Source organism: Leucobacter sp. UT-8R-CII-1-4 (assembly GCF_030010235.1).
Lineage (GTDB): Bacteria > Actinomycetota > Actinomycetes > Actinomycetales > Microbacteriaceae > Leucobacter.
This window is the reverse complement of sequence record NZ_JASCRS010000005.1, coordinates 247,515-264,232: the sequence shown is the minus strand read 5'-3', so window position 1 is coordinate 264,232 and position 16,718 is coordinate 247,515. Positions and strand designations below refer to the sequence as shown.

Genomic DNA, 16,718 nt, shown 5'->3' with positions numbered 1-16,718 from the left:
TCAGCCGGAGACCACATGACGTACCCAAAGCAGCCGACCGACACTGTCGCCGCGAAACAGCCAAAGCACGCTGAGCCTCGCGCAACCGAGGGCGTTGCACCCTCACCGTCGTTTCCGCATATTGAGCAGAGCGTCCTGGCCTTCTGGAAAGCTGACGATACCTTCCGTGAGTCGATTCGCGCTCGCGAAGGCTGCGAAGAATGGGTGTTCAACGATGGCCCCCCGTTCGCAAACGGCCTGCCGCACTATGGCCACCTGCTGACCGGCTACGCCAAAGACGTCTTCCCCCGCTTCCAAACCATGCGAGGCAAAAAGGTAGAGCGCCGCTTCGGGTGGGACACACACGGTCTCCCCGCTGAACTTGAAGTTATGAAGCAGCTCGGCATCACCGAGAAAAGCGAAATCGAAGACATGGGTATCGATGTCTTCAACGCGAAGGCTCGAGAGTCAGTACTTTTCTACACCCGCGAGTGGGAAGAATACGTTACCCGTCAGGCTCGCTGGGTCGACTTCGAAAATGACTACAAAACCCTCAACCTGGGGTTCATGGAGAGCGTGCTTTGGGCATTTAAGCAGCTGCACAACAAAGGCCTGGCATACGAGGGCCACCGCGTGTTGCCATATTGCTGGCGCGATGAAACACCGCTCTCAAACCACGAGCTCCGCATGGATGACGACGTCTACCAGATGCGTCAAGACCCCTCGGTGACCGTCACTTTCCCATTCGTTGGCTCGCGTGCTGCCGAGCTCGACATCGTAGGAGTGCGTGCTCTCGCCTGGACCACCACTCCTTGGACGCTACCCACAAACGCAGCACTCGCGGTGGGGCCAGCGATTTCTTACGCAATTGTGCCAGCCGGACCAGCGGGCGCCGCAGACGGTGGAGCGGCTGGCGAAGCCCAGTACTTACTCGCTGCAGACCTGCTCGCCGGGCACGCGAAAGACCTCGGCTACGAATCTGCTGACGAGCTTCGCGAGGCAGTGAGCCGCACGATCCTCGGTAGCGAACTCGAGAACGTCGAGTACGAACGAATCTTCGACTACTACGCCGATGCCGAAAAATGGGGCACCGAAAACTGCTGGCGGGTGCTCGTCGACGACTACGTTTCGACGACAGACGGCACCGGTATCGTGCACCAGTCACCGGCCTACGGTGAAGACGATATGCGAATCACCGCTGCAGCGGGTATGCCAACGATTGTGAGCGTTGACGACGGTGGTCGATTTGTAAACGCAGTTACCGACGTTGCCGGTGAGCTGTGGTTCGAAGCAAACCGCCCGCTGATTCGCCTGCTGCGCGAACGTTCACGTCTACTGCGCGAGCAAAGCTACGAACACAGCTACCCGCACTGCTGGCGCTGCCGCAACCCACTGATCTACAAAGCCGTGTCGAGCTGGTTTGTACGCGTCACAGACATTAAGCCGCGAATGCTCGAGCTCAATGAAGAAATCACTTGGGTGCCAGAGAACGTCAAGCACGGCCAATTTGGTAAGTGGCTTGAGGGTGCACGCGACTGGTCGATCAGCCGCAACCGCTACTGGGGCAGCCCGATTCCTGTGTGGAAGAGCGACAACCCAGATTTCCCACGAGTTGATGTCTACGGATCGCTTGACGAGCTTCGCGCCGATTTCGGTGAGCTGCCAGTAAACCCAGACAGCGGCGAAGTTGATCTCCACCGCCCCTACATTGATTCACTGACCAGGCCGAACCCCGATGATCCGAGCGGTAAGTCAACAATGCGCAGGATCGAAGACGTCTTTGACGTTTGGTTCGACTCTGGTTCGATGCCATTCGCGCAGGCGCACTACCCATTCGAGAACCAGGATTGGTTCGACGAGCATCAGCCAGCCGACTTCATCGTTGAGTACATTGGCCAGACTCGCGGATGGTTCTACGTGATGCACGTGCTCGCTACGGCACTGTTTGATCGACCAGCGTTCAAAAACGTCATTAGTCACGGCATTGTGCTCGGTAGCGACGGCAACAAGATGTCAAAGAGCCTCCGCAACTACCCAGATGTCAACGAAGTGTTTGATCGCGATGGATCTGACGCAATGCGCTGGTTCCTGATGGCCTCTCCAGTGGTGCGCGGTGGCAACCTCGTTGTCACCGAAGAAGGCATTCGCGAGGGTGTTCGCCAGTTCCTTCTTCCGCTCTGGAACACCTGGTACTTCTTCAGCCTCTATGCGAATGCCGACGGTATTGAGGGCGAGTGGCGCACTGACAGCTCGGATCCGCTCGACCGATACATTCTGGCGAAAACCGGACAGCTCGTGCGCGACGTAGCAGCACACCTCGATGCCCTGGACACCACCTCAGCTGCAGACTCACTGCGTGGCTACGCGGAGGTGCTCACAAACTGGTACATTCGTCGCTCACGCGATCGTTTCTGGGAAGGCGTGCTCAGCGACAATGGGCGCCCCGAGAACCGGCAGGCGTTTGACACGCTCTACACCGTGCTTGAGACTGTCGCGAGGGTAGCCGCACCGATGGCTCCACTCGTCGGCGAGGAACTGTGGCGAGGACTCACTGGCGGACGTTCAGTGCACCTCACCGACTGGCCAGATGCCGACGCTTTCCCCGTCGAAGACGAGCTTGTTGACGCGATGGATGAACTCCGTCAGATCACATCGCAAGCACTCGCACTGCGCAAGTCTCAGCGCCTTCGGGTGCGTTTGCCGCTCGCGAAGCTCAAGGTTGTCACCTCCCGCAAGCATGCATTGAAACCATTCGCCAGCATCTTGGCTGAAGAGCTCAACGTCAAGAAGGTGAAGATCAGCCGTCTGAAAGACGACAGTGCCGAAAAGTACGGCATCGTGCAGACCCTCAGTGTGAATGCTCGAGCAGCCGGACCGCGCCTCGGCAAGAACGTTCAGGCGGTAATCAAAGCTGCAAAGTCGGGCGACTGGAGCGAAAACGACGGTGTCGTTACAGCTGGCGGAATCGACCTGGTTGAGGGCGAGTACGAACTCACGCTGACCACGGCTTCGGGCGACGAGGATCGCGATGCTCTCGGCCTGCTGCCCGGTGGCGGCTTTGTGCTGCTGCGCACTGAAACCACGCCAGAACTTGAAGCAGAGGGCGTGGCGCGCGACGCAATCCGCGCGGTGCAGGAAGCTCGAAAGGGCGCTGGCCTTGACGTGAGCGATCGGATCGAGCTTGCACTGCAGGCTTCGGCCGAGCACGCCGAAGCGCTAGAGCAGCACGCTGAACTGATTCAGAATGAGACTCTCGCTCAATCGCTCTCTGTGATCGTTGCCGGGGCAGAAGGCCCTGATGCTTCGGTGCTTGCCGTTGCCGCTCCGTTTGAAGTGTTGCATTCTGCGGCGCCAGGTGCGCTTGGACTCGACAAGGCAGTGCTTGCCATTGCTCTACAGAAGGCAGCAAAATGACTACTGCTGAACGCGCTGCCGAGCGCGTCTACGAAGAACTACTGAGCCGCGTGGGTGAGGCGAATCCCCGCCCACGTATCGAGCCTGTTCGAAGGCTGGCCGAGTTGGCTGGTTCGCCTCAGCTCTCTTTCCCAGTGATCCAGGTGGCTGGCACAAATGGCAAGACCTCAACAAGTCGCGCCGTTGAGTCGCTGCTTCGGGCTCACGGTCTGCGTACCGGCTTGTTTACCAGTCCGCACCTGATCGACTTCACTGAGCGATTTCAGCTTGACGGTTCACCGGTCAGCGGAAATGTGCTCGAAGAGGCATGGGAAGAGCTTCGTATGCCACTACAGGTACTTGATGCTCAGCTCGAAGCTGAGGGTCAGGGTGCCATCACCTTCTTTGAAGCGCTCGCTGTGTTGGCATTCACGATTTTTGCTGATGCTCCCGTTGATGTAGCCGTAGTCGAAGTCGGCATGGGCGGGGAGTGGGACGCCACTAACATCGTTGATGCTCAGGTCGCCGTGTTCACCCCGATCGACCTTGACCACACAGCCGTGCTTGGAAAAGACATTGCGACAATCGCAAAAACTAAAGCGGGCATTATTAAACAAGGCAGCACAGTCGTCTCTGCTGCGCAGGCAAGCGAAGCGATTGGTGAAATCGTTGAAGCGAGCGAGCGCGAAGGTGTTCATCTCTTCGTGCAGGGTCGTGACTTTGACGTGACTGAGGATCTGCTAGCAGTAGGTGGTCGACAGGTCACCTTACGCGGACTGCACAACCACGCATACGAACCATCCTTTGTGCCGCTCTACGGCGCACATCAAGCGCAAAACGTAGCACTTGCCGTCGCCGCGGTAGAGGCATTCTTCGGAGCAGAACGACCAGTTCCAGGGGAAGTCCTCGACGAAGGGCTTGGCCAGTTGACCTCGCCGGGACGACTGCAGCTGATCAGTACCGAACCAATTGTCTACGTCGACGCAGCGCATAACCCGCACGGTGCGGAGGCTCTTGCGCGTGCGGTAACCGAGTCATTTGCATTCACTGAGATGGCGCTAGTGACTGGCATGATGAGCGACAAAGACGCCAGTGGGGTACTCGGTGCACTGCTGCCAATTTCTGACGCGCTCTTCCTTGCGCCAGTAGATTCGCCACGTACCGTAGGTGCGGAAGAGCTCTATCAGTTGGCAGGTACGCTCGAATGGAACGGCCAGACCGAGGTAGCGGACTCGCTCACCGAAGCACTCGATGCTGCCAGGGCATGGACGGAGCAGGGCGAGGGGCGGGCTGTGCTCGTTGCAGGTTCGGTCCTGCTAGCAGGCGAGGCGATCCTCGTGGCTAAAAATGAGGGTTGGGGAATCAAGTGAGCCAGAACGATGAAGAATTGCAGCTGTCGCCGTCTGAAACCGCAGCGCACAACGCCGCCATGCGGCTCGCGGGCGCCGGAAAAGGTGAAGTAGCAGCTAAAACCCAACGTGCTCTCGCCTCTATTACGCTCGGATTCGAACTGATCGTGGTAGTGCTGATCGGGCTGGCAATTTTTGGCTTGAGTTTGCTCGAACCGCGTGAATTAGGGCTCTGGATTGCCGGCGGAATGGCGCTTGCTTGTGTGCTTGGCCTCGGCTTTATGCGAGTTGGCAAGGTCGGAATCTGGATCGGGTGGGGCGTGCACGTGCTCATGCTTGCAACCGCATTCATTCTGCCAATGTCGCTCGTAGTCAGCCTGCTATTTACGGCTCTGTGGGTCTACTGCATGATTAAGGGCGCTCAGATTGATCGCGGACGGGCTGCCTACTACGCCGAGAACGGTATTTCAGGCTAGTTTCGGTAGGCTTAGCACGAGAGAATTTCTCGAACGAACAAGGAGAGAGCATGCACGCAGAAGAGACCCTGGTACTGGTAAAGCCTGATGGCGTTGCAAGGGGCCTCACCGGTGAGATTCTGCGCCGTATCGAAGCAAAGGGCTACACAATCGTAGACCTGCGCATGGTGACGGCATCTCGCGAGCTGCTGGAGGCTCACTACGAGGAGCACCAGGGCAAGCCATTCTTTGAGCCCCTGGTTGAATTCATGCTTTCGGGCCCGGTTGTAGCCGTGCGAGTTGCAGGCAATCGAGTGATCGAAGGTTTCCGTTCGCTCGCCGGCGCTACCGATCCAACCGCAGCTGCGCCGGGCACCATTCGTGGTGACCTCGGCCGCGACTGGGGTGTCGCGGTGCAGCAGAATCTGGTGCACGGCAGTGACTCGACTCTTTCGTCGGAGCGTGAGCTCGGTCTCTGGTTCGCATAAACCAGAGCGCCTGGAGTGGTCTCGGTCTTCGGATCGGGGCCACTTTTTGTTTGTGGTGAGATTCGTCGCGCTCGGGCCAGGAGACATCGGGCATCACCATCGCGCGTGCTGAGAGCGAAGTTTCACCTGAATGTCGGTGGTCGCTTCTAAACTCTTACACATGGAACCAACACGTAGCGTGCGCCCATTTGAGGTCATCAGCGAATACGAGCCGAGTGGCGATCAGCCGCAGGCTATCGCTGAGCTTGCTTCACGCATCAACGCCGGCGAGACCGACGTGGTGCTCCTTGGTGCGACCGGTACGGGTAAGTCTGCAACGACTGCATGGCTCGTTGAAGCAGTACAGCGGCCCACCCTGGTGTTGGCGCACAACAAGACGCTTGCTGCCCAGCTTGCCAACGAGTTTCGAGAGCTGCTGCCGAACAACGCGGTCGAGTATTTTGTGTCTTACTACGACTACTACCAGCCAGAAGCCTACGTTCCCCAGACTGATACTTTCATTGAGAAAGACAGCTCGGTAAACGCAGAAGTTGAGCGGCTTCGGCACTCGACAACAAACGCGCTACTGAGTCGTCGCGATGTTGTGGTGGTGTCAACAGTCTCCTGCATTTACGGTCTGGGTAAGCCAGAAGAATATTACGATGCAATGGTGCCGCTGGCAGTAGGCGATCGCCTTGATCGTGACGTGCTGCTGCGCCGTTTTGTCGACATGCAGTACCAGCGAAACGATATTGAGTTCGTTCGCGGCAACTTCAGGGTGCGTGGCGACACCGTAGAGATCATTCCGATGTACGAAGAGCTCGCAATTCGTATCGAGTTTTTCGGTGATGAGATTGAAGCTCTCTACTACCTGCATCCGTTGACCGGCGATGTTATGAAGCAAGTTGATACTGTTTCGGTGTTTCCCGGTTCCCATTACGTCGCAAGCCGCGACGTAATGAACCGGGCCATGGGGCAGATCACCGATGAGCTCGAAGAGCGCACCACCGAGCTGAAGAAGCAAACGAAGCTCGTAGAAGAGCAGCGATTGCGTATGCGTACGACCTTCGACCTCGAGATGATGGAGCAGATTGGCTTCTGCACCGGAATTGAGAATTACTCGCGTCACATCGACGGTCGCGAGCCCGGCGAGGCACCGCACTGCCTGCTCGACTATTTCCCCGATGACTTCCTCGTCGTAATCGATGAGTCCCATGTCACGGTTCCACAGATCGGTGCAATGTACGAGGGCGATGCCTCTCGTAAGCGAACGCTCGTCGACCACGGCTTCCGGCTGCCCAGTGCGCTTGACAACCGACCGCTCAAATTTAGCGAGTTCAAAGAGCGAGTTGGTCAAACCGTTTACCTTTCGGCGACCCCCGGCAAATATGAGCTTGACCTCGCTGACGGTGTCGTCGAGCAGATCATCAGGCCGACTGGCTTGATCGATCCAAAGATTGTGGTCAAGCCCTCCGAAGGGCAGATTGATGATCTGCTCGAAGAGGTACGCATTCGTGCCGAGCGCGATGAGCGTGTGCTTGTCACCACGCTCACGAAGAAGATGGCGGAGCAGCTCACTACCTTCATGGAAGAAGCCGGTGTGCGAGTGCGGTACCTGCACAGCGACGTTGACACGCTGCGTCGGGTCGAGTTGCTTACTGAATTGCGAGCCGGCGTGTTCGACGTGCTGATTGGCATCAACCTGCTTCGAGAGGGACTCGACCTGCCAGAAGTCTCGCTCGTCTCGATTCTCGATGCAGACAAAGAAGGATTCTTGCGCTCTAGCACCTCGCTCATTCAGACGATTGGCCGTGCGGCTCGAAACGTCTCGGGCGAAGTGCACATGTATGCCGACAACATGACACGCTCAATGACCCAGGCCATTGAAGAAACCGAGCGCCGTCGCGAGTTGCAGATTGCCTACAACGAAAAGCACGGCATTGACCCGAAGCCACTTCGGAAGAAGATTGGCGATATTACCGAGGTGCTTGGGCGTGAGGCCGCTGATACCGAAGATCTCCTGTCGAGAACCGGCGCACATGCGCAGCGAAAGGGCACTTCGCAGCAGCGAGTGAAGGGCAAAACTGCGGCACGGGCTGGCGCGATCGCTGCAGAGGGTTCGGCCAAACTTGAAGAGTTGATTGGCGAACTCACAGAACAGATGTTGGTTGCTGCAGACGAGCTGAAGTTCGAGCTGGCGGCGCGTCTGCGTGACGAAGTTGCCGAGCTGAAGAAGGAACTACGCAGCATGGATCAAGCGGGACACCGTTAAGCTCAAGGCTTCGCGCCCTGAGCGAAACGCTTCGAACATATCTTCGATTTTACGGCTTCTCTGCACTAGTATGTGAGGGTGAGTTCGAAGAATCCCGCCACCCCAACCGCCCCGATTCGATCGTCTGCTGCCCACGCACAGATCAGCGTTCAGGGTGCACGCGTGCACAATTTGCGCAACGTAGATCTTGCCATTCCACGCGACTCAATGGTCGTATTTACCGGCCTATCGGGTAGCGGTAAGTCAAGCCTCGCCTTCGACACCATCTTCGCCGAGGGGCAGCGTCGCTACGTTGAGAGCCTGAGCGCATATGCGCGCCAGTTCCTCGGCCAAGTAGATCGTCCAGACGTCGATTTTATTGAGGGCCTCAGCCCGGCCGTCAGCATCGATCAGAAGTCGACCAACCGTAACCCCCGGTCAACAGTCGGCACCATCACCGAGATTTATGACTACATGCGTTTGCTTTGGGCGCGTGTTGGCATCCCTCACTGTGCGGTGTGCGGTGAACAGATTCGCTCACAGACCGTGCAGCAAATTGCCGACACGCTTATGGAACTCGAAGAACGAACTCGGTTCCAGGTACTTGCTCCGGTCGTGAGCAAAAAGAAAGGTGAGTTCGTAGATCTCTTCCAGGACTTGGCCGCGAGCGGTTATTCTCGCGCCATCGTCGATGGCGAGATGATTCAGCTGAGCGATCCACCGACCCTAAAGAAACAGGTCAAGCACGATATCTCAGTAGTAATCGACCGCTTGGTGGCAAGCGCAGAAGGCCTCGGCCGCCTCACAGACTCGCTTGAGACAGCGCTGAAGCTGGCAAACGGACTGGTCACCATCGACTTCGTTGACCGCGAAGAAAAAGCCAGCGATCGAACCCAAACGTTCAGTGAAAGCCTGAGCTGCCCAAACCGCCACCCGGTGTCGCTCACAGAGATTGAGCCTCGAACCTTTTCGTTCAACGCTCCATTCGGTGCCTGTGCGAGCTGTTCGGGACTCGGCACAAGCATGTCGGTCGATGAAGATCTTGTGCTTGGTGATCCGCAGCTCAGCATCGCTGAGGGAGTCATCATCCCGTGGACCAGCCAGGGTAAAAGCCTCTACAACTACTATGAAAAACTGCTCAAAGGCCTTGCCGCAGACCTAGACTTCAAGCTCACCACTCCCTGGGAAAAATTGCCAGAAGAAGTGCGCGAAGCGGTGCTCTACGGCAACAACTTCAAGGTCAACGTTCGATGGAAGAACCGCTTTGGCCGCGAAGTCAAATACAGCAGCGGTTTCGAGGGCGTCATTCCCTTTATCGAACGCCAGTATGCCGAAGCGGAGAGCGACACTCGTCGTGAACGCTGGGCAGAATTCTTGCGTGAGGTGCCCTGCCACGCCTGTAACGGGCAGCGACTCAAGCCAGAAGTTCTTGCAGTCACCGTGAACGGCGAGTCAATCTCCGGCGTAGGTGAGTTCAGTCTGACCGATGCACAGCGATTCTTCGATGAGGTCCAGTTGACCGAGCGTGAAGCAAAGATCGCAGCTCAAGTACTTCGTGAGATTCGCCTTCGCTTCAACTTCCTGATTGAGGTTGGACTCGGCTACCTCACCCTCGCTCGTGCCGCAGGCACCCTGAGCGGCGGCGAAGCCCAGCGCATTCGTCTCGCAACCCAGATTGGCTCTGGACTCACCGGCGTGCTCTATGTGCTTGATGAGCCAAGCATTGGCTTGCACCAAAGGGATAACCGCAGACTCATCGAAACCCTCGTGAAGCTGCGAGACCTCGGCAACACGCTGATCGTAGTTGAACACGATGAAGAGACCATTGAGGCAGCCGACTGGATCGTCGATATTGGGCCAGGCGCCGGAGTCGAGGGCGGCACAGTGGTGCACTCGGGGGACTATGCCTCAATGCTTGAGAACAAGGGCTCAATTACCTCGGACTATCTCACCGGACGTAAGGCGATCGCAACACCAGCGAAGCGCCGCAAGCGTGAAAAAGGTCGCGAGCTCAAAGTCGTCGGCGCCAAGTCGAACAACCTGAAAGACGTGAGTGCAACCTTCCCGCTCGGCGTGATGACCGCCGTTACCGGTGTGAGTGGCAGCGGTAAGAGTACTCTCGTCAACGACATCTTGTATCGTGTGCTCGCGAACCAGCTCAATGGTGCGCGGCAGGTGCCAGGTAAGCACACTCGTGTGACCGGTCTCGAACACCTCGACAAAGTAGTGCACGTCGATCAAGCGCCAATCGGCCGCACCCCAAGATCAAACCCGGCAACCTATACGGGCGTCTTCGACAAGATCAGAAACCTCTTTGCCGAGACCCAGGAAGCAAAGATACGTGGCTACCTGCCCGGTCGCTTCAGTTTTAACGTCAAGGGCGGTCGCTGCGAGGCCTGCGCTGGTGATGGCACGCTGAAGATCGAAATGAACTTCTTGCCAGACGTGTACGTTGCGTGCGAGGTATGCGGTGGCAAGCGCTACAACCGCGAGACCCTGCAAGTCCGATACAAAGGCAAGAACATTAGCGAAGTGCTCGACATGCCCATCGCTGAGGCTGCCGAGTTCTTTGAACCGATCTCAAGCATTCATCGTTACTTGAAGACCCTCGTAGACGTTGGTCTTGGCTACGTGCGTCTCGGTCAGGCTGCAACCACCCTCAGCGGCGGCGAAGCTCAACGTGTGAAACTCGCGACTGAGCTTCAGAAGCGCTCAAACGGTCGAAGCATTTACGTGCTTGACGAGCCAACAACCGGCCTGCACTTCGAAGACGTGCGCAAACTGCTGCTCGTGCTTAACGGGCTGGTAGACAAAGGCAACACCGTCATCACGATCGAGCACAATCTTGACGTGATTCGAAGCTGCGACTGGGTGATTGATCTCGGACCAGAAGGCGGCAGCGGCGGCGGCACTATCTTGGCTACAGGCACACCTGAACAGCTCGCGGAACACCCCGAGAGTCACACCGGACGATTCCTCGCGGAAGCGCTCGCGAAACACCCAGGGGCCCGCAAACGTTGACCGAGGTGCCCGACAATAGAGACAGCTTTCGCCCGGCACAGGGAGAAATACCCACCAGCCCAGGTGTGTATCGGTTCAGTGACCGTCACGGCCGCGTGCTCTATATCGGCAAAGCGAAAAACCTACGCGCTCGCCTCGCAAACTATTTTCAACCTCTGCGCTCAATTCAGCCACGCACACAACGAATGCTCGCACTCGCGGCGCGGCTGGATTGGACGGTCGTCGCTACTGACACCGAATCACTTGTACTTGAGCACACGTGGATCACGGAGTTTAAACCGCCGTTTAACGTGCAGTTTAAAGATGACAAGACATATCCGTACCTCGCTGTGACACTTCGCGAAGAAGCGCCGAGGCTATTAATCACCAGAAACGAAAAGATCAAGGGAGCACGTTATTTCGGGCCGTACCCGAAAGTCTGGCTCGTGCGCGAGATGACGGCTCTTCTGCAGCAGGCATTTCCGATTCGCACCTGCAATGATGCCGACTACCGTCGCGCTATGCAGAGTGGGCGGCCGTGCCTGGCAGGTCAGATCGGTCGCTGTCACGGCCCGTGCTCGGGCAAGATGACAATCGAAGCCCATCGGGAACGGGTGACTGAACTCGTCGCCTTCCTCGCAGGCGGCGATGACAGCACGCTCAAGCAATTGCAGCGAGGTATGCGAGATGCGGCCGCAGAGCAGCGCTACGAAGACGCTGCCAGGCTTCGCGACCAGGTCGCTGCCGTTCAACATGTGATGGAACGAAACTCCGTCGCGCTCGGCCACGACGTTGACGCCGATGTATTCGGCCTAAAACACGACGATCTCTCTGCTGCAGCGCACCAGTTTATTATCCGTGGCGGCAGGATCAGAGGCGAACGAAGCTGGTTGGTCGATGTTGAACTTGACGACTCGCCGAACGCACTGCTCGAGCAGGTGATTCAGTCCGCCTACGAGGACGACCGTGAACCGCCACCGCAGATCCTCGTCCCAATGCTGCCCGATAACAGCGACGCCCTTGAGAAAGTGTTGAGGGCGCGCAGACCAAGAGGCGGCAGAGTCCGAGTACAGATTCCAGAGCGTGGCGACAAAGCGGCGCTCATGGACCGGGCAACCTTGAATGCGGGGGAGCACCTGCTGCGCTACAAACTGAAGCGTGCGGCAGACATCTCGGCGAGGACCGACGCGCTTGCCGAACTGCAGCAGTCACTCGGAATGGCTGAGCCACCACTTCGAATCGAGTGCATCGATGTCTCGCACCTGCAGGGAACAGGTGTGGTCGCCTCGCTCGTGGTGTTTGAAGATGGATTGCCCGCAAAGGGTGCCTACCGGAAATACCGCATCGAAGAGACCACCGACGACACCGACAGCATTTATCAAGTAGTGCTGCGCCGGGCGATCCAACTCAACCAACTCGTTGAATCAGGCGCACTGCCGGACGGCCGCTACCGTGACCGCCCGCAACTGCTCATCGTTGACGGCGGCGCACCGCAGGTTGCGGCCGCGCAACGAGCGCTTGATGAGGCCGGAATCACCGATATTGCCCTCACCGGTGTGGCAAAACGTCTTGAAGAACTGTGGCTTCCTGATGATCCGTTTCCAGTGGTCTTGCCGCGTGCCAGCGAGGCGCTCTTTTTGGTGCAGCGCGTGCGCGACGAAGCGCACCGCTTCGCAATCACCTTTCAGCGTCAACGCCGCAGTACCGCCATTGCGAGCCAGCTCTCAGAGATTCCAGGCCTTGGCCCGAAGCGCGTCCAGGCGCTACTTAAGCATTTCGGGTCGGTGTCGAGGTTGCGTGAAGCGAGTCTCAGCGAGATTTCTTCTGCGCCAGGCGTAGGCCCCCAATTGGCTGAACTTATTCATGACAGGCTCACCAAGAATGCCGCAAACGATAAGCTAGATCGAAGCGAAGAGCTCAGCCAAGCCCGAGAGGAATAGTCGTGAGTGATCAGGCGATGAAGCAGGAAATCTTGATCGTCACAGGCATGTCTGGTGCCGGTCGAAGCACAGTAGCGAATGCGCTTGAAGACCTCGGCTGGTACGTGGTCGACAATCTGCCACTTGCGATGCTGAAAACACTCGCTGATATGGCAGACCGCTCTGGCGGGGCCTTGCCCAAGATCGTTGCAGTGATTGATGTGCGTGGCCGTGACCTATTTGAAGACATTCAGGCAACGGTGACCGAACTGCGTCAAACCGCTACCGTGCGCGTAGTGTTCCTCGACGCCACCGACGATATTTTGGTGCGTCGATATGAGTCTGTTCGTCGGCCACACCCGCTGCAGATCGAAGCGGGAAGTCTGGTCGATGGCATCAAGCTAGAGCGCGAACGCCTGCAAGAGCTCCGCGCCTCGAGCGACGTTGTGATTGATACTTCACGCTACAACGTGCACGAACTTTCGACCGCCACTCGCGAGCTTTTCAGCGACGAAGACACGCCCGGCCTGCAGCTGTCGGTACAGAGCTTTGGCTTTAAGTACGGCACCCCCACCGATGTCGATTTGATGGCCGATATGCGCTTCCTTCCAAACCCATTTTGGGAGACAGAATTGCGCCCCCTTACAGGGGTTGACGTGGAGGTCAAGGACTTCGTAATGAGCCGCGAGGGCGCTCAGGAGTTTCTCGAAAACTATGTGGCAGCACTCGAGCCTATGCTCGCCGGTTACCAGCGTGAGAACAAACGGCATGTCTCACTCGCTGTAGGCTGTACCGGCGGCAAGCACCGCTCCGTCGCGATGGCACGCGAGCTCGCAGACCGACTCGCCGCACTGCCAGGCGTACACGTTAGCTTGCGCCACCGTGATCTAGGGCGCGAATAGCGCTGCCCGGACACGTTTGTTGAAACCCCTCTGAAAGGAATCGGATTGCCCTCGACCCCCGACGTGAAAAACGAACTCGTTCGCGTGGTCACCCCGCAGGTGGGTGAACGGATGAGCGAACTCGCAACCGTTTTGCGTCTTGCCGGTGGGCTACACACGATTTCGGGACGAATCGCTCTTGAAGCTGAGCTCCACACGCCACCGATTGTGCAGCGTGTGCGTAAGGATCTCGCTGAGCTGTATGGGGTTCGTTCAGATGCAAAGCAGATGCCTGCTGCATCGACTCGCCCGGGAGCTCCGCAGTTCGTAGTTCGAGTGCTTGACGGCGAGACCCTCGCACGTCAGCTCGGCTTGCTCGATCAGAAGCGTCGCCCGATTCGTGGACTGCCTAACCGTTTGACCACTGGATCGCCAGCAGAACTCGCCGCCATCTGGCGTGGCGCATTTCTCGCGCGTGGCACGGTAACCCCTCCGGGCCGTTCTGCGAGCCTTGAGATTCTGTGCCCAACTAACGAGGCTGCTATGGCTCTCGTTGGTGCGGCCGGTCGCCTCGGCGTGCAGGCGAAGAGCCGTGAGATCCGGGGTCAGCACAAGGTGTTGATTCGTGATGGTGAGACCATCGGGCAGATGCTCGGCATCATGGGTGCCGTCGAGGCTCAGGCAAAGTGGGACGAGCTGCGTAAGGCACGTGAGACCCGCAACACTGCAAACCGACTCGTGAACTTTGACGATGCGAATCTGCGCCGTAGCGCTCAGGCGTCAGTCTCGGCGTGTGCTCGTGTTGAACGGGCGTTGGAGATCCTCGGCGATGAAGTTCCAGATCATTTGAAGTATGCGGGCGAGTTGCGTCTGACGCACCGCGACGCGAGCCTTGACGAACTTGGTACCAAGGCTGACCCGCCGCTCACGAAGGATGCCATTGCGGGCCGCATTCGTCGCCTCTTGGCACTTGCTGACAAGTCGGCCGAGCAGCGTGGCATTCCAGGCACCGAAGCGAATCTGCCTGACGAGCTCGACTCGATGTAGTTTCGCTCGCAGCGTTGTGATGCACGCTGCGACCCCTGCCGTGCGCAGCGCTCGAACACTAGACTGAGAGCGCGCGAGAACATAGTTCACGAATGGAGAAAAAGATGTCTGCATACACTCTGCCCGAACTTCCTTACGACTACGCTGCACTCGAGCCGCATATCAGCGGCAAGATTATGCAGTTGCACCATGACAAGCACCACCAGGCTTATGTCACCGGCGCAAACACTGCACTTGAGCAGCTTGCTGAAGCTCGTGACAACGGCAATCTTGCCGCTGTAAACAAGCTTGAGAAGGATCTGGCATTCAACGTTGGCGGTCACGTCAACCACACCATTTTCTGGAACAACATGTCGCCTGAGGGTGGCGAGCGTCCAGAGGGTGAGCTGGCGGCCGCAATCGACGAGTTCTTCGGCTCGTTCGAGAAGTTCCAGGCTCACTTCACTGCAAACGCGATGGGTGTTCAGGGCAGCGGTTGGTCGGTGCTCGCTTGGGATTCGCTCGGTCAGCGTGCGAACATCGTGCAGCTGTTTGACCAGCAGGGTAACCTGCCAGCTGGCACTGTGCCTCTGCTGATGCTCGATGTCTGGGAGCACGCCTACTACCTTGATTACCTCAACGTTCGCGCTGATTACGTCAAGGCATTCTGGAACATCGCCAACTGGGCTGACGTTTCGAAGCGTTTCGAGGCTGCTCGTAAGCAGACTCCTGGCCTGATTTAATTCCGAGAGGATCACACGAAGCGATGCGCACACTTGAGTCACTGGGTGACCTGCGTTCACAGACGGTCGTAGTTCGCTGCGACCTGAATGTTCCGCTGAAGGAGGGGGTGATCACCGATGACGGCCGTATTCGCGCTTCGCTCACGACTATTCGTGAGCTGCGTGCAGCGGGCGCTCGTGTTGTGCTGATCAGCCACCTCGGACGGCCAAACGGTGAGCCAGAGGCTAAGTACTCGCTGCAGCCTGTTGCTGTGCGCATGGCTGAACTTCTCGAAAGCCCCGTCAGCTTCGTTCCCGAGACCGTCGGCGCCGCTGCGACTGCAGCCGTCGCGGCTCTCGGGGACGGCGACGTGGTACTGCTGGAAAATCTGCGTTTCAACGCAGGGGAAACCAGCAAGGACGATGCAACTCGTCGTGCTTTTGCTGAGCAGCTGGCCGCTTTCGGTCAAGCCTTTGTCTCGGATGGCTTTGGTGTAGTGCATCGTAAGCAAGCGAGTGTCTACGACCTTGCTCAACTATTGCCGAGCGCGGCCGGTCGCCTGGTCGCCGGCGAGCTTGAAGTTCTGAAGCGCCTCACTGAATCGCCCCAGCGCCCTTACACCGTGGTTCTTGGCGGTTCAAAGGTCAGTGACAAGCTTGGCGTCATTTCGCACCTGCTGCAGCGAGTTGACACGCTGCTGATCGGTGGCGGAATGCTCTTTACTTTCCTTGCAGCTCAGGGGCACAAGGTTGGCGCTAGCCTGCTTGAATCGGATCAACTTGATACGGTGCGCGGCTATCTTGCTGAGGCAGACCGTCTGGGTGTGCGTATTGTGTTGCCGACCGACATTGTGGTTGCTGAAGCTTTTGCTGCAGACGCTGCCCATGAGGTTGTTGCTGCTGACGCTATCGAGTCGAGCAGCTTCGGTGCTGCCGGTCTCGGCCTCGACATTGGGCCAGAGACTGCTAAGGCCTTCGCCTCGGTGATTGAAGAGTCGTCCACGGTGTTCTGGAACGGCCCAATGGGAGTCTTTGAGATGGCAGCGTTCGCAGAGGGGACCCGAACGGTTGCCCGCGCGCTCACTGAGACTCAGGGTTTCACTGTTGTCGGCGGTGGAGATTCCGCTGCAGCCGTTCGCGCCCTAGGCTTTGCAGATGACCAGTTTGGTCACATTTCTACCGGTGGTGGAGCGAGTCTCGAATACCTCGAGGGTAAGGCGCTCCCGGGATTGGAGGTGCTTGCGTGAGCGAGCAGAACGAAACCGCAGTAGCTGGC

General features: G+C 58.0%; 11 protein-coding genes. All 11 read left to right on the top strand.

Translation table 11 applies throughout. The annotated features are described in order from the left end of the window. Positions 1 to 15 precede the first annotated feature (15 nt). Positions 16 to 3,393, top strand: coding sequence for an isoleucine--tRNA ligase (gene ileS, locus QBL02_RS12770; protein ID WP_282726810.1), 3,378 nt, complete (start codon positions 16 to 18; stop codon positions 3,391 to 3,393). Beyond that, positions 3,390 to 4,742, top strand: a complete 1,353-nt coding sequence (locus tag QBL02_RS12765) for a folylpolyglutamate synthase/dihydrofolate synthase family protein (protein WP_282726809.1) — start codon at positions 3,390 to 3,392, stop codon at positions 4,740 to 4,742. Before ileS ends, QBL02_RS12765 begins: the two co-directional genes overlap by 4 nt. Further along, positions 4,739 to 5,197: a DUF4233 domain-containing protein gene (locus tag QBL02_RS12760; protein ID WP_282726808.1), complete on the top strand. Its 459-nt coding sequence runs from the start codon at positions 4,739 to 4,741 to the stop codon at positions 5,195 to 5,197. The genes QBL02_RS12765 and QBL02_RS12760 overlap by 4 nt, the downstream gene beginning before the upstream one ends. A gap of 50 nt (positions 5,198 to 5,247) precedes the next feature. Further along, on the top strand, positions 5,248 to 5,664 hold the full coding sequence (gene ndk, locus QBL02_RS12755; RefSeq protein WP_282726807.1) for a nucleoside-diphosphate kinase: 417 nt from the start codon (positions 5,248 to 5,250) through the stop codon (positions 5,662 to 5,664). A gap of 160 nt (positions 5,665 to 5,824) precedes the next feature. Next, positions 5,825 to 7,915, top strand: a complete 2,091-nt coding sequence (gene uvrB, locus QBL02_RS12750) for an excinuclease ABC subunit UvrB (RefSeq protein WP_282726806.1) — start codon at positions 5,825 to 5,827, stop codon at positions 7,913 to 7,915. 78 nt (positions 7,916 to 7,993) lie between these two features. Further along, the gene (gene uvrA, locus QBL02_RS12745) at positions 7,994 to 10,915 is read left to right on the top strand and encodes an excinuclease ABC subunit UvrA (RefSeq protein WP_282726805.1); all 2,922 of its coding nucleotides are present in this window, start codon (positions 7,994 to 7,996) and stop codon (positions 10,913 to 10,915) included. Further along, a complete protein-coding gene (gene uvrC / locus QBL02_RS12740) occupies positions 10,912 to 12,834 on the top strand; it encodes an excinuclease ABC subunit UvrC (protein WP_282726804.1) in 1,923 nt (640 codons plus the stop codon). Before uvrA ends, uvrC begins: the two co-directional genes overlap by 4 nt. Before the next feature lie 2 nt (positions 12,835 to 12,836). Then, a complete protein-coding gene (gene rapZ, locus QBL02_RS12735; protein WP_282726803.1) occupies positions 12,837 to 13,715 on the top strand; it encodes an RNase adapter RapZ in 879 nt (292 codons plus the stop codon). 45 nt (positions 13,716 to 13,760) lie between these two features. Further along, positions 13,761 to 14,741 carry a DNA-binding protein WhiA gene (whiA, locus tag QBL02_RS12730; protein WP_282726802.1) on the top strand — a complete coding sequence of 327 codons (981 nt, stop codon included), beginning with the start codon at positions 13,761 to 13,763 and terminating at the stop codon, positions 14,739 to 14,741. 104 nt (positions 14,742 to 14,845) lie between these two features. Beyond that, entirely contained in the window at positions 14,846 to 15,463 is a 618-nt protein-coding gene (locus QBL02_RS12725; protein ID WP_282726801.1) for a superoxide dismutase, read from the top strand. Positions 15,464 to 15,486: 23 nt separating this feature from the next. Beyond that, positions 15,487 to 16,689 (top strand): phosphoglycerate kinase, encoded by a 1,203-nt coding sequence (locus QBL02_RS12720; RefSeq protein WP_282726800.1) that lies wholly within the window; start codon positions 15,487 to 15,489, stop codon positions 16,687 to 16,689. Positions 16,690 to 16,718 lie beyond the last annotated feature (29 nt).

What these genes read in the sequence shown, in the direction of transcription:
- ileS (WP_282726810.1), top strand. Translation starts at nt 16, where the DNA reads ATGACGTACCCAAAGCAGCCGACCGACACTGTCGCCGCGAAACAGCCA.
- QBL02_RS12765 (WP_282726809.1), top strand. Translation starts at nt 3,390, where the DNA reads ATGACTACTGCTGAACGCGCTGCCGAGCGCGTCTACGAAGAACTACTG.
- ndk (WP_282726807.1), top strand. Translation starts at nt 5,248, where the DNA reads ATGCACGCAGAAGAGACCCTGGTACTGGTAAAGCCTGATGGCGTTGCA.
- uvrB (WP_282726806.1), top strand. Translation starts at nt 5,825, where the DNA reads ATGGAACCAACACGTAGCGTGCGCCCATTTGAGGTCATCAGCGAATAC.
- QBL02_RS12725 (WP_282726801.1), top strand. Translation starts at nt 14,846, where the DNA reads ATGTCTGCATACACTCTGCCCGAACTTCCTTACGACTACGCTGCACTC.
- QBL02_RS12720 (WP_282726800.1), top strand. Translation starts at nt 15,487, where the DNA reads ATGCGCACACTTGAGTCACTGGGTGACCTGCGTTCACAGACGGTCGTA.